The sequence below is a fragment of the Longimicrobium sp. genome (assembly GCF_036399935.1).
Classification (GTDB): domain Bacteria; phylum Gemmatimonadota; class Gemmatimonadetes; order Longimicrobiales; family Longimicrobiaceae; genus Longimicrobium.
Map to the genome: position 1 here is coordinate 88,609 of NZ_DASWMD010000074.1, position 13,032 is coordinate 101,640.

A 13,032-nucleotide genomic window follows, 5' to 3' on the forward strand; every position below is an offset into this window, starting at 1 on the left:
CGGCCACGCCGTGCGCCCGCAGCTCCGTCGCCATCCCGCTGGCACCCATGACGACGGCGGACCTTGTCCTGCAGCGTCTTCATGTGCAAACTCCTGAATCGTCGTTCTCTTTCAGGCGGAGCCCGGGCCGCACTGAATACATGAATAACTATTCACAATCTGTCAGCCATGCCGCGACCGAGAACGACATCCAACCCCGAGATCCTGGATGCGGTGATCCGCGTGGTGTCGCGCGTGGGGCCGGCCCGGCTCACGCTGGCCGACGTGGCGGCCGAGGCAGGGCTCGCCGCGCCCACGCTTCTGCAGCGATTCGGCAGCAAGCGGGGGCTGCTGCTGGAGGTGGCGCGGCAGGGGGCGGAGCAGCTTCCGGAGCAGTTCGACCGGGCGCGGCAGGCGCAGGCGTCGCCGCTGGAGGCGCTGCTTCACGCGCTGGCGGCGGTCGGCGCCATGCTCCAGACGCCGGAGGAAGTGTCGAACCACCTGGCGTTCCTGCAGATGGACCTGAACGACCCGGAGTTTCACGCCTTTGCGCTCGAGCACGCCGTGGCCATGCGCGAAGAGATCGCCGCGCTGCTTCACGAGGCGATCGCCGCGGGTGAGCTGTCCGGCTGCGACGCCGAAAACCTAGCCCGCACGGTGCAGACTGCCTACAACGGCGCGCTGGTCACCTGGGCGATCTTCCGCGAGGGCCGGCTAGACGTGTGGATTCGCGGCGAGGTGGACGAGGTTCTCGCGCCGTACGCCAGGGTGGGATGAGCTGAGGGGTTGAGGCTGCGCACCAAACGGATGGACGCGTGTCAGCGCGGACGGGTGAGGCCCCCACGGCAGCCGAGGCCACGGCGCCCAAGGAGCGGGTGAACCCGCGGCTGGAAAGCGGAAAGCCCCGACTCGGGCCGCTGTCGCGTCCTGCTCGGGGCTTCACCTGCACGCGCGCCACACCTTCCGAAGCGCGCCGGGATGGCTCCCTTCCCCCGCGGCAGTTTGCGGGGGAAGGGCTGGGGATGGGGGGCGGCCTGGGCGTGCGCCAACGTAGGCCGAAGCGCACCCGATCCAGAAGTGTACCCCCTCTCCCACGCTGTTTGTGGGAGAGGGTGGCACGCGTGTCAGCGCGGCCGGGTGAGGGCCCCACGGCAGCCGAGGCCTCGGCCTCCGTAGCCGCTGCCGCGCCCTGGCTGGTACGTGTCCCGGGCTGGATCCTTCGGCCCGCGACGGATGTGCTGCGGGCCAGTACGGTGCGCCTGGGCCTCGGGATGGCACGCCTCGGTGCACCCGCGTGCACCCTCGGGACTACCGGTCGGCCGGGTCGGTGGAGCCGTGCAGGCCCACGGGCGGGCCCAGGATCTCGGCCATCAGCACGGCGCGGCGCAGCATGGCGGGATCGCGCATGTCGTCCATCAATCCGCGCTGCGCATGGTGCGCCGGCGCCTTGCGGTCCACGTACCGCTGGTGGAAGCGCTCGTGCTCCACCGTCCAGTCCACCTCGTGCTCCAGCGATTCCGCCCGCACCGGCAGCGGGCGCGCCTCGGTCGTCGTGAGCACCACCTCGCGCGAGTCCAGCGGCTCCATCGAGTGCACCTCGGCCTGCGCCTCGCGGTACAGCTGCAGCTCCGTGTCGTCTGCCAGCTCGTCGGTATCGAGCTCCGACGTGCTTTCCTCGAACACGGCGAACCGCCCGGCCGGCGGCGCAATCACCGCCGGGGCGGCGATGTGCCGCACGTGCTCCGGCGGCACGACGATCGTCTGGAACACGGCGGGCGGGGGCACCTGCTTGCCCGCCCGCTTGGCCGCCCCCGCGATGCCGCTGACGATCCACCCGATCACCAGCAGCGTGATGATGAGCTCCATCGGTCAGCTGTCCTTGGGGCCTTCGGGGGCCGCGGCGCCCGGGCCGGCCAGCGCGCGCCGCATGGACGTGTCGCTCTGCACGTTCTGGTACCGCGCGTAGTCCATCACCCCCAGGTGGCCCCGGCGGAACGCCTCGGCAATGGCCAGCGGCACCTGCGCCTCGGCCTCGACCACGCGGGCGCGGGCTTCCTCCACCCGGGCGCGGTTCTCCTGCTCCAGCGCCACCGCCATCGCGCGCCGCTCCTCGGCGCGGGCCTGGGCCACGCGCTTGTCGGCCTCGGCCTGGTCGGTCTGCAGCTCGGCGCCGATGTTCTTGCCCACGTCCACGTCGGCGATGTCGATGGACAGGATCTCGAACGCCGTTCCCGCGTCCAGCCCCTTGCTCAGCACCGTCTTGCTGATGTTGTCGGGGTTCTCCAGCACGGCCGCGTGGCTGGCCGCCGAGCCGATGGTGCTGACGATGCCCTCGCCCACGCGCGCCAGGATGGTTTCCTCGCCCGCGCCGCCCACCAGCCGGTTGATGTTGGCGCGCACCGTCACCCGGGCGATGGCGATCAGCTGGATCCCGTCCTTGGCCATGGCCGCCACGCGCGGCGTGCTGATGACCTTGGGGTTCACCGAGGTCTGCACGGCGTCCAGCACGTCGCGCCCGGCCAGGTCGATGGCGGCCGCCTGGTTGAAGGCCAGGGCGATGTTGGCCTTGTCGGCCGCGATCAGCGCCTGCACCACCCGCTCGACGTTGCCGCCGGCCAGGTAGTGCCCCTCCAGCTCGTCGGCGTCCAGCGGCAGCCCCGCCTTGCGCGCGGTGATCAGCGGGTTGACGATGCGGCTGGGGCTCACGCGGCGGAACCGCATTCCCACCAGCTTGCTGAAGGGCACGTACACCCCCGACGTCCACGCCTGCACCCACAGGCCGACGGGGATCAGCTGGAAGAGCACCACCAGCAGGATGAAGCCGAAGAAGAGCAGAACGAGCAGACTGCCGGCCGCGAATTCCATTGCAGCGTATCCTGTGGAGCGGTGAGCCCCGCCCGGCGGGCGGGAAGCGAGCGCGGCCGCGAGATCGGCCGGCGGAGTTGATGTACGAGGTTGGGGCGAAAGAAGTTGCGAGCTGCTGCCGGATGGGCCCCGCTCAGCCCTCCGCTTCGGGCGCCGGGGGAAGGGCCAGCGGCTGCACGACGTGGCGGTAGCCCTCGGCGCGCAGCACGCGGACGGGGGTGCCGGCGTCGATCCATCCGCCGTCGCTCACCACGTCCAGCCGCTCGCCCGCCACCTCCGCCGTCCCCGCGGGGCGAAGGTCGGTGAGCGCCACGCCCTGCAGCCCCTCCAGCTCCGGCCGCGGCACGGCGGCCAGGTAGCCGCCCTCGCGGTCCAGCGTTCCCCCGAACAGCGCCTTGTATCCGCCGCGCCGGCTGGCGACGATGGCCCAGGCGGCTACCCCCAGCAGCGTGAGGGCCGAGACCACGGCGAAACCGGCGAGCGCCGCGTCGCCCGCCCCCGGCGTGGGACCGCCCAGCACGATCGCGACCCCCGCGATCATCGCCAGCACCCCCAGGATCCCCGCCACCCCGAACCCGGGGAGCACGAACAACTCCACGAGCAGCAGGACGATGCCGGCCATGAGGATCAGCAGCGGCTCCCAGCCGGCGATGCCCAGCGGCATCGTGGACGGGGGGAGCAGCGGCGCGGCGTGGGCCGTGGCGGGAAGCACCAGCGAGAGCAGCAGGGCGCGAAGGGCGGTGTGGCGCATGGGTCGGCGGTGGCGGGGGATGCGGGTGGACGCGTTCAGTCTACACTCTCCGCGCGCGCAATCCAACCCTGGCGCGCGCTACCGCTGGCCGGGGGAGATCCACTTTTCCGTGGGGGGCGGCGCGAAGGCCGCCATCCGCTCCAGCAGCGAGGCGGGGTCGTCCGCCTCCAGGACGATGCCGCGGTGCTGCGTGCGGACGAACCCCTCGGCGACCGCGTGGTCGAACATGGCGAGCAGCGGCGCATAGTAGCCGGCCACGTTCAGCAGGCCGCAGGGCTTGGGATGGATGCCCAGCTGCGACCAGGTGAGCACCTCGCAGAACTCCTCGAAGGTGCCGTAGCCGCCGGGCATGGCGATGAAGCCGTCGGAAAGGTCGGCCATCAGCGCCTTGCGTTCGTGCATGGAGCCCACGACGTGAAGCTCGGTCAGCGCCGCGTGCCCCACTTCGCGGCGCATCAGCGCCTCGGGGATCACGCCGACGGCCTCGCCGCCGGCGGCCAGCACCGCGTCGGCCACCACGCCCATCAATCCCACGCGCCCGCCGCCGTAGACCAAGCCGATGCGGCGCTCGGCCAGCAGGGTGCCCATCGCGCGCGCCGCCTGGGCGTACTCCGGCCGCATGCCCGCGCTGGAGCCGCAAAAGACACAGATTCGCTTCACGGGTGATCTCGTGTGGGGGCGATGCGAACGGGGCCTACTCGGCCGCGGAGGCGCCGGAGCGCATGCCCTGGATGCTGATTTCTTCCGCGCGCTCCACCAGGCTCCGCAGGACCTCGCGAACCGCGCCTACCTCGTGGTCGCCCGCGCGGGTGGCGGCGTGCAGCGCTTCGTCCAGCGACTCGCGCAGGATCGCGAACTCGCGCCGCAGCCCCTCCTCCGTCCACCCCTGCTGCGCGCGGCGAAGACCGTGGCGGGCGGCGATCAGCCGCTGGATGTCGGAGCCGTCGCGCATCAGCGCGGGGTCGGCGCCCGTCTGGCCGATCAGCACCAGCGCCTGGGCGATGTCGGCCAGGAAGGTGGCCTGGTGGTCCTCCAGCTCCGCCTCGGTGAGCCCCGCCGCCCCGGGGATGGCCGCATCGGCGCGCAGCCGCTCGTTCACCGTGTTCAGGACGTCGGCGATGCGGGCCTGCAGCGCCTCGCCCATCTCGGCCACCCCGCGCGGACGCTGCTCCACCGCGAGGGTGGGCTCCGGCGCGTGCGCGGGTGCGGGGCCGGGCGCGGCGGCGGGGAGCCACAGGGTGAAGCACGAGCCCTCGCCCGGCGCCGTCCTCACCGTCAGGTCTCCTTCCATCAGCCGTGCCAGCTGCCGGCTGATGGTAAGCCCCAGCCCGGTTCCGCCGTGCGCGCGCGTGCGTCCCATGTCGGCCTGCACGAACGGCTGGAAGATCGCCTCCACCTGGTCGGGCGCAATCCCCATCCCCGTGTCTTCCACCTGCAGGCGCACCCACGGCCCGGCCCCCGCCAGCTGCGCATCGTCGGCCGGCGCATGGGAAACGTTGCAGTGGATGCTCGCCCGGCCGCCCCCCGCCGTGAACTTCACCGCGTTGGAGAGCAGGTTCACCAGGATCTGCCGAACGCGGTCGGGATCGCCCATGAACCACGTGTCGGCCCCGGGATCGCAGTCCAGCGCCAGGTGCAGCCCCTTTTCCGCCGCCTGCGGGGTGACGAGCGCCAGGGCCGCATCCACCGTCTCCACCACGGGCGCGGCCACGCGTTCCACCCGAAAGCGGCCCGCCTCGATCTTGGAGAGGTCCAGGATCTCCTCGATCAGCCCCAGCAGGTGCTGGCTGCTGGCGCGCACGCGGCCCAGCTGCGCGCGCTGCGCCGGGGTGATGGGCCCGGTGATCCCCATCTCCAGCAGCTCGGAGTAGCCGATGATGGCGTTGATGGGGGTGCGCAGCTCGTGGCTCATGTTGGCCAGGAACTCGGTCTTGGCGCGGTTGGCGGACTCGGCTTCGGTGGTGCGGGAGGCCAGGCGCTGGTTGGCTTCGGCAAGCTCGTGGAGCGCCTGGTCGCGGGCTTCCTCGGCACGGACCCGCTTGATGGACTGGCCGATGTCGCGGCCGATGGCGTCCACCGCCTCCAGCAGCGCGGGATCGGGCGCCAGCACCGACTCGTGAAAGAACTCGATGACGCCCATCAGCTCGTCGGCGGCGCGGATGGGGAACGCGAACGCGCCGTGCAGCCCCGCCTCGGCCGCCCTCGCGGCGCGCGGAAAGTTCGCGTCGCGCGTGACGTCCGACACCCACGTCGGCTCGCCCCGTTCCCACACGCGGCCGGGAAGACCCCGGCCGCGGCCGAAGGTGAGGGCGGGGTCGGCGACGCCCTGGCCGGGATCGGCCGCATCCGGCGCCGTCCACCGTCCCGCGAAGCACAGCTGCTCGCCGTCCGTGTCCATCACCCAGAACACGCCGACGGGCCAGTGCAGCGACTCGCCGATCACCTGCAGCAGCCGGGGCGCGGCCTCGTGCAGCGTGTGCGACTCGGCGACGACGCGGGTGACGGCGTGCTCGGCCGTCAGGCGGCGCTCGGCCGCCTTCTGCTCGGTGAGGTCGCGGATGAAGGCGTTGAAGAGCACGCGGGTGCCGGAGCGCGCCGGGGCCACCGTGAGCTCCACGGGAAACTCCGTCCCGTCACGGCGGATGGCGGAGATCTCGATGCGCCGGTTGAGGATGGGTCCCTCGCCCGTCGCCAAGTAGTGGTCGATGCCCCTCTGGTGCCCCTCGCGAAAGCGCGGGGGGATGATGGTCTGCGCGAGCGTCTGGCCGATCGCCTCGTCGGCGCTCCACCCGAACAGGCGCTCGGCGTGGTGGTTCCACTCCATGATGACGCTCGCGTCGTCGGTCATGACGATGGCGTCGAGCGACGAGTCGATGGTGCTGCGCAGGCGGGCCTCGGAGGTGGCCATCTCTTCGTTGAGCGCCTCCAGCTCGGCCGTCTGCTCCTGCAGGTGCGACGCCTGGTCCTGCAGCTGCTCGGCCAGCTGCTCCAGGTCGCGGCGGGCAGACTCGGCCTGCTCGTACAGCCGCGCCTGCTCTGCCCCGGCCCGGCCGCGCTGCACCAGCCACCAGGTGACGGCGGCGCCCACCGCCGCGATCAGCAGGGCCAGGACGGCGGCCGCGGCATCGGGAAGCTCCAGCGCGAGCACCCCATGCACGGCCTCGCCGGGGTTCAGGAACGAACCCGGCTCGCTTGCGAACGCTCCCTTCCACCCTATCCGCATCACCGGCAGCACGAGAACGGAGTCAATCGACGGCGGGCCGACGGGCCGGGCGCGCCGCGAACCAGCCGAAACGGATTCAGGCCTGCAATCTCGGGACCGGCGGGCCCCTCCCCCGGCCCCTCCCCGCACAAACTACGCGCGGCGAGGGGGGAACTTCAATCCGTGAAGGCTGGCTCCGGAGCTTCGGCGGGCGCCTCCCATCCCCAGCCCTTCCCCCGCAAACCCCGCGGGGGAAGGGAGCCAGCCTAGTAGTGCATCAGGGGAGTGCCGGCGAGTGGGCTGAGCCTGTAGCAGGCTTGGGAGCCATTTCGAGATCGGCCGTGCACTCCCCGGCTGCCCTCTCCCCCCGGCCCCCTCTCCCGCAAGCGGGCCGCAAGCGGGGGAGGGGGAGAACTGCACCACCTTCCGGGCGCGCGCCGGGCTTCGACCCCCACCTGGGCAAGCCAGTCTGCGAAGGCGGACTTCGTGTGGTTGTTGCAGCGAAATCATTCGCCCCCGGGGTTCGCACTTCCCTTGCATCACTCTGCGGCCAGCACTGCGACGCACCCGATCTCATGCCCCCCAGGAACGCCGATGCGAAAGCTCTTTCCCCTGATGCTCGGAGCCGCGCTGGTGGCCTCCACCGCCGCCTGCCCGGTCCAGATCCCCAAGTCCAATCCCATGCCCAAGTGGAACGAGGACCTGCGCGAAACCTCGGGGGAGCTGGCGCGGCGGCTGAACGATCCCCAGGTGGTGGTGCTGCACGTGGGCCGCGACCGCACCAGCTACGACGCGGGCCACATCCCCGGTGCCCGCTTCCTGCCGCTGTCGGCCATCGTCGCCGAGCGCAACGGTATTCCCAACGAGCTGCCCTCCGTGCAGCAGCTGGAGGAGGCGTTCGAGGCCGTCGGGGTGTCCGACAACTCGCGGGTGATCCTGTACGGCGACCTGCAGGGGCTGCTGGCCGCGCGCGCGTTCTTTACCCTGGACTACCTGGGACACGCGGACCACGCCATTCTCGACGGCGGGCTGGAGAAGTGGCGGGCCGACGAGCGGGCGGTGTCGACGGAGGTGCCCGCCGCACGGCCCGGATCGCTCACCCCGCGGCCCCGTGCCGACCTGGTGGTGACGGCCGAGTGGGTGCGCGACCGCCTGAACGACACCAGCGTGGTGTTCGTCGACGCCCGCCCCGCCGCGGAGTTCAGCGGCGCCACGCCGGGCGATGGCGTCACGCGACCCGGCCACATTCCCGGCGCCCACAACCTGTTCTGGCGCGACGCGCTGATCTCGGAAACGGACCCGCGCCTGCGCTCGCCCGAGGTGCTGGCCTCCGCGTACACCCTGGCCGAGGCGTCGCAGGCCGACACGGTGGTGGTGTACTGCCGCACGGGCGTGCAGGCCAGCCACGCCTACTACGTGGCGCGCTACCTGGAGCGGAACGTGAAGATGTACGACGGCTCGTTCATCGAGTGGAGCCGGCGGGGCGCCGACTTTCCCGTGGAGCGGTAGGAGGCAGGGCAATGGAAACGACGACGACGCAGCAGAAGGCGACGGTGCAGTGCCCCTCGTGCGGACGGCTGAACCGCGTAGACCTGGCCCGCGCGACCCACGGGCCAAAGTGCGGCCACTGCAAGCAGGCGATCGCGCTCGACCGGCCGCTGCACCTTTCCGACGCCGCGTTCGACCGCGTGGTGGCGGATTCGCCGGTGCCCGTGCTGGTGGACTTCTACGCCGATTGGTGCGCGCCCTGCAAGATGATGGCGCCCGTGCTGGACCGGGTGGCCGTCGAGCGGATGGGGAACGTGCTGGTGGCCAAGGTGGACACCGACGCCAATCCCATGGTGTCGCAGCGCTTCGGCATCCGCTCCATCCCCACGCTGATCGTGTTCCGCGGCGGCCGCGAGGTGGCGAGGGAGATGGGCGCCCTCCCCGCGCCGCGCCTCAACGCGCTCCTCGACTCGGCGATGCGCTAGACGACGGACCTCGCCCCGCGAACGGACTCCCTTCTCCCGCGCGGTTTGCGGGGGAGGGGCAACCGCAGCCTCAGGACTGCTCGCGCAGGTGCGTCTCCAGCACAGCATCACGATGCGGCGCGTCAGGGAGCGGCTCCGGTACGACGAAGTCCACACCTGCCGGTCCGTCCTTCCAGAACTCTTCCCAGAACCCGCGCGGCCAGGCCCGCTTCTCCACTGGTTTCGCCGTCCGTTCGTCTCTCATAGTCGCGGCTTTCCAAGGTGGACGCTCGACGGACCTTTACAGTGCACCATGCCGCGCGGAGCGGCAAGAATCTTAGTTATCCCGCCATCTGCTTTTGCCTCAACAACATCCACCACGCATACGCGAATCTGCCTCACAGCATTGTTGCTGAATCGTGCTCGTGGAACCACTGTTGCGAGTCGTACTTTCCGCGGGCGCGCACCGGCATCCCTCCCTGGCGATGCCCTGTCGCTCATGTGCAGAGGTCGAACGAATCATCCCGAGAGGAACGCAGATGACGGTCGCGGACGAAGCAGCGGGGCAGGTGCAGGGCATTCAGGTCCTGGGAGACGCGGACGGCGCGGCAGCGCGCGTGCTGACGCCCGAGGCGCTGGCCTTCGTCGCGGACCTTCACCGCCGGTTCAACCCCACCCGCCTGGAGCTGCTGCGCCGGCGCGACGAGCGGCAGGAGTGGATCGACCAGGGCAACGACCCCGGCTTCCTGGCCGAGACGGCCGAGGTGCGCGCCGGAGACTGGACGGTGGCGCCCTGCCCGGCGGACCTGGAGGACCGGCGCGTGGAGATCACCGGGCCCACCGACGCCAAGATGGTGATCAACGCGCTGAACTCCGGCGCCAGCTGCTTCATGGCCGACTTCGAGGACGCGCTTTCGCCCACGTGGAAGAACGTGCTGCACGGCCAGGCCAACCTGGCGGACGCCATCCGCCGCACCCTGTCACTGGATGCCGGGGGCAAGCAGTACCGGCTGAAGGACAAGACGGCCGTGCTGATCGTCCGCCCCCGCGGCTGGCACCTTTCCGAGCGCCACGTGCTGGTGGACGGCGCGCCCATCAGCGCGTCGCTGTTCGACTTCGGGCTGTACTTCTTCCACAACGCGCGCGAGCTGCTGGAGCGCGGCAGCGGCCCGTACTTCTACCTGCCCAAGCTGGAAAGCCACCTCGAGGCGCGCCTGTGGAACGAGGTGTTCACCCACGCGCAGCAGGCCTTAGGGCTTCCGCACGGAACCATCCGCGCCACGGTGCTCATCGAGACCATCCTGGCCGCGTTCGAGATGGATGAGATCCTGTACGAGCTGCGCGACCACGCCGCGGGCCTCAACGCCGGCCGCTGGGACTACATCTTCAGCATGATCAAGAAGTTCCGGAACCGCGGCGACTTCGTGCTCCCCGACCGGGTGCAGGTCACGATGGCGGTTCCCTTCATGAAGAGCTACGCGGAACTGCTGGTGAAGACCTGCCACCGCCGGGGCGCCCACGCCATGGGGGGGATGGCGGCCTTCATCCCCAGCCGCCGCGACGCCGAGGTGAACGAGCGTGCGATGGCCAAGGTGCGCGAGGACAAGGCGCGCGAGGCCGGACAGGGCTTCGACGGCACCTGGGTGGCGCACCCGGACCTGGTGCCCGTGGCGCGCGCCGAGTTCGACCCGGTGCTGGGCGACCGGCCCAACCAGAAGCACCGCCAGCGCGACGACGTGAACGTGCGGTCGGCGGCGCTGCTGGAAACGGGCATCGTGGGCGGGCAGGTGAGCGAGGGCGGCGCGCGGCTGAACGTGAACGTGGCGCTGCAGTACATCGAGGCGTGGCTGCAGGGCAACGGCGCCGTCGCCATCCACAACCTGATGGAAGACGCCGCCACCGCCGAGATCAGCCGGGCGCAGCTGTGGCAGTGGATCCGCAACCGCACCCCCATCGCCGACGACGGCGACAAGGACGGCTACTTCACGCCGGACGACTACACGCGCATCCGCGACGCCGAGATGGCGGCCCTGCGCGCCGAGCGCACCGACACGCGCTGCCTGGAGTCTGCCTGCGCGCTCCTGGACGAGCTGGTGCTGGGCACCGAGTTCGTTCCGTTCCTCACCCTTCCGGCGTACGAAATCCTGCACTGAGGGGTGCCCCACCCCCGGCCCCTCCCCGCACGGTACTGCTGTGCGGAGAGGGGAGAACTTCGGGCGGGGTTCGACTGGGTTGGGCGCATGCCTTGGGAGCCCCCTCCCCCCGGCCCCCGTCCCCCGCTTCGCAGGGGAGGGGGAGACCTGAAACGCGCTCCGGCGGGCCTGGTGCACGCGACTTCGCATGCAGTCCGCGTAGGCGGACTTTGGGCCTTCGTTGCCGCGAATTCATTCGCCCCAGCGGAGCCGAGGCACTGGCTGGATGACCGGCTGGTTTGTGCGGGGAGGGGCCGGGAGTGGGGCCCCTTCAATCGTCGTCCGTGACGATCCGCAGCTCGCTCCCGGCGAAGGGGTCCGCCGACAGGGCCGGCGGCGTGGCGCGCTCGTCTTGAGACTGCTTCGCGAGCGCGGCGGCGGCCATGATGCCGCTCGCCCCCATGCTGTCGACGATGGTGCTGGGCACCACCATCATCCCGCCCTTCTGCTTTAGCCCCTCGTACAGAATGTTCATCTGCCGAAGCTGCAGCGCCACCGGGTTTCCCTGGTAGCTCTCGGCGGCCTTCTCGAACAGCTTGGCGATCTCCACCTCGGCCTCGCCCAGGATGATGCGCGCCTGCTTTTCGCGCGTGGCCTGCGCCTGGCGGCTCATGGCATCCTGCAGCGACGCGGGGATCACCACGTCGCGCATCTCCACCGAGTGCACCGTCACTCCCCACGGGGTCGTACGGCTGTCGATGAGGCCTTGCAGCTCCTGCTCGATCTTTTCCCGCCCGGCCAGCAGCTCCGAGAGCGACGTTCGGCCGATGATGTCGCGCAGCGCGGTCTGCGATGCCCAGCTCACCGCCTGCCGGTAGTCCTGCACCTCCAGCGTGGCCTTTTCCGCGTCGTACACGGTCCAGAACAGCACCGCGTCCACGTTCACGGGCACGGCGTCGCTGGTCAGCGTCTGCTCGGCGGCGAAGGAGGTCGTGGTGGTGCGATGATCCACCCAGGCCGCCACCTTGTGCACGCCCGGGATCACCCAGAACACGCCCGGGCCCTGCAGCCCCACGTACTTGCCGAACTTCAGCACCACCGCGCGCTCCCACTGCTGCGCGATCTTGGGCGAGAACATGGCCACGCAGCCGATTCCGATCCCGGCGATCAGCGCCAGCGGCTCCCCCGCGGCCGCCGTGATCGCCCCGCCGATGACGGACGGAATGGTGAGCGCCAACGTTCCCAGGACGTTGCCGCGCGGCGCGCTTCCCGGGGTGAGCTGGGGCATGTTCGCCTTGTACTGCGTGAGGTCGGTGCCCGGCATGCGGTCCCCCTTAGCGGTTGCGGCGGCTGTCCAGGTGAATGATCACGTCGTCCAGCGAAAATCCCAGCGCGGCCGCCTCGCGCAGGAACCCGTCTTCCAGCGCGCACAGTTCCGCGAGCAGCTCTTCGCGGTCGATGGCGTCGGAAGATGCCCTCACTACGGTGCCCACCCCGGCCACGGTTTCGAGTACCCGCTGCTTTTCCAGCTCGGCGTAGGCGCGGGCGACGGCGTTGGCCCCCACGCGCAGGTCCACGGCAAGCTGGCGCACGGTGGGCAGCGTGTCGCCGGGGCCCAGCGCGCCGGCCCCGATCGCCGCGCGAACCGTGCGGACGATCTGCGCTTCCACCGGCGTGGGATCGGTTGAATCGATGTAGAACATGGGGAAGGGATGCGGCAGCCGGGTGCCGCGGTCAAGTGTTTCCGCCCAGCGTGAGAGAATCGGCGGGCTCAGCGAATGGCCGCCGAAGCCCACCTGTCATCCCGATGGAGCGGCCACGGCGAATCTGCCCCTGCACGTCAGACGGCAGCGACTGAGGGATCCGCCACACACTTCGCGCGACGCAAACAAATCGACGCCGCCACAGATCCTCCGGCCCGCGGACCAGCGGATCCGTGCGCCGATACCAAACCAGCAGTGAGGCGTCCGTAGTTGCTGCGCACAACGCGCGCTGTGTGGCGGATCCCTCAGTCGCTGCAATCCACGGTGTCAGGGCTGAGTAACCCGGGGCCGCTCCACAGAGTGTGTCGAAACTCCCGGAGCTGCTGTAAGTTTACGGCGAGCACAGTGACCGGGGAGAGTGCATGGGCTACAGGGAAGGAGTCAGCCG

At 70.8% G+C, this 13,032-nt stretch carries 11 protein-coding genes; 4 read left to right on the forward strand and 7 right to left on the reverse strand.

Annotation, left to right across the window (positions count from 1 at the left end):
- Nucleotides 1-168: 168 nt before the first annotated feature.
- Nucleotides 169-756 (forward strand): TetR/AcrR family transcriptional regulator, encoded by a 588-nt coding sequence (locus tag VGB24_RS22320; protein WP_331075133.1) that lies wholly within the window; start codon nt 169-171, stop codon nt 754-756.
- 531 nt (nt 757-1,287) lie between these two features.
- Here VGB24_RS22320 and VGB24_RS22325 read toward each other — a convergent pair.
- From VGB24_RS22325 to VGB24_RS22345, 5 genes are all read right to left on the reverse strand, one after another.
- Nucleotides 1,288-1,845, reverse strand: coding sequence for a hypothetical protein (locus VGB24_RS22325; protein ID WP_331075134.1), 558 nt, complete (start codon nt 1,843-1,845; stop codon nt 1,288-1,290).
- Between the two features lie 3 nt (nt 1,846-1,848).
- Nucleotides 1,849-2,844, reverse strand: coding sequence for a flotillin-like protein FloA (gene floA, locus VGB24_RS22330; RefSeq protein ID WP_331023935.1), 996 nt, complete (start codon nt 2,842-2,844; stop codon nt 1,849-1,851).
- Between the two features lie 133 nt (nt 2,845-2,977).
- Nucleotides 2,978-3,595, reverse strand: a complete 618-nt coding sequence (locus VGB24_RS22335; protein WP_331075135.1) for an NfeD family protein — start codon at nt 3,593-3,595, stop codon at nt 2,978-2,980.
- A 78-nt stretch (nt 3,596-3,673) separates the two neighbouring features.
- Nucleotides 3,674-4,255 (reverse strand): TIGR00730 family Rossman fold protein, encoded by a 582-nt coding sequence (locus tag VGB24_RS22340; RefSeq protein ID WP_331075136.1) that lies wholly within the window; start codon nt 4,253-4,255, stop codon nt 3,674-3,676.
- Nucleotides 4,256-4,289: 34 nt separating this feature from the next.
- The gene (locus VGB24_RS22345; RefSeq protein ID WP_331075142.1) at nt 4,290-6,818 is read right to left on the reverse strand and encodes a PAS domain S-box protein; all 2,529 of its coding nucleotides are present in this window, start codon (nt 6,816-6,818) and stop codon (nt 4,290-4,292) included.
- A 573-nt stretch (nt 6,819-7,391) separates the two neighbouring features.
- Between VGB24_RS22345 and VGB24_RS22350 the strand changes: the two genes are divergently transcribed.
- From VGB24_RS22350 to aceB, 3 genes are all read left to right on the forward strand, one after another.
- Nucleotides 7,392-8,306 (forward strand): sulfurtransferase, encoded by a 915-nt coding sequence (locus VGB24_RS22350; protein WP_331075137.1) that lies wholly within the window; start codon nt 7,392-7,394, stop codon nt 8,304-8,306.
- Between the two features lie 11 nt (nt 8,307-8,317).
- The gene (gene trxC / locus VGB24_RS22355; RefSeq protein ID WP_331075138.1) at nt 8,318-8,770 is read left to right on the forward strand and encodes a thioredoxin TrxC; all 453 of its coding nucleotides are present in this window, start codon (nt 8,318-8,320) and stop codon (nt 8,768-8,770) included.
- Between the two features lie 518 nt (nt 8,771-9,288).
- Nucleotides 9,289-10,902, forward strand: a complete 1,614-nt coding sequence (gene aceB, locus VGB24_RS22360) for a malate synthase A (RefSeq protein ID WP_331075139.1) — start codon at nt 9,289-9,291, stop codon at nt 10,900-10,902.
- 310 nt (nt 10,903-11,212) lie between these two features.
- On the opposite strand, the gene VGB24_RS22365 is transcribed toward aceB, so the two are convergent.
- Nucleotides 11,213-12,205 (reverse strand): slipin family protein, encoded by a 993-nt coding sequence (locus tag VGB24_RS22365; protein ID WP_331075140.1) that lies wholly within the window; start codon nt 12,203-12,205, stop codon nt 11,213-11,215.
- A 10-nt stretch (nt 12,206-12,215) separates the two neighbouring features.
- Complete coding sequence (locus VGB24_RS22370; RefSeq protein ID WP_331075141.1) at nt 12,216-12,584, reverse strand: GntR family transcriptional regulator; 369 nt, start codon at nt 12,582-12,584, stop codon at nt 12,216-12,218.
- Nucleotides 12,585-13,032 lie beyond the last annotated feature (448 nt).

Excerpts from the sequence above, each read along its gene's own strand:
- VGB24_RS22370 (WP_331075141.1), bottom strand. The coding sequence starts at position 12,584 with ATGTTCTACATCGATTCAACCGATCCCACGCCGGTGGAAGCGCAGATC.
- aceB (WP_331075139.1), top strand. The coding sequence starts at position 9,289 with ATGACGGTCGCGGACGAAGCAGCGGGGCAGGTGCAGGGCATTCAGGTC.
- VGB24_RS22325 (WP_331075134.1), bottom strand. The coding sequence starts at position 1,845 with ATGGAGCTCATCATCACGCTGCTGGTGATCGGGTGGATCGTCAGCGGC.
- VGB24_RS22350 (WP_331075137.1), top strand. The coding sequence starts at position 7,392 with ATGCGAAAGCTCTTTCCCCTGATGCTCGGAGCCGCGCTGGTGGCCTCC.
- VGB24_RS22365 (WP_331075140.1), bottom strand. The coding sequence starts at position 12,205 with ATGCCGGGCACCGACCTCACGCAGTACAAGGCGAACATGCCCCAGCTC.
- VGB24_RS22320 (WP_331075133.1), top strand. The coding sequence starts at position 169 with ATGCCGCGACCGAGAACGACATCCAACCCCGAGATCCTGGATGCGGTG.
- trxC (WP_331075138.1), top strand. The coding sequence starts at position 8,318 with ATGGAAACGACGACGACGCAGCAGAAGGCGACGGTGCAGTGCCCCTCG.
- VGB24_RS22345 (WP_331075142.1), bottom strand. The coding sequence starts at position 6,818 with ATGCGGATAGGGTGGAAGGGAGCGTTCGCAAGCGAGCCGGGTTCGTTC.
- VGB24_RS22335 (WP_331075135.1), bottom strand. The coding sequence starts at position 3,595 with ATGCGCCACACCGCCCTTCGCGCCCTGCTGCTCTCGCTGGTGCTTCCC.
- floA (WP_331023935.1), bottom strand. The coding sequence starts at position 2,844 with ATGGAATTCGCGGCCGGCAGTCTGCTCGTTCTGCTCTTCTTCGGCTTC.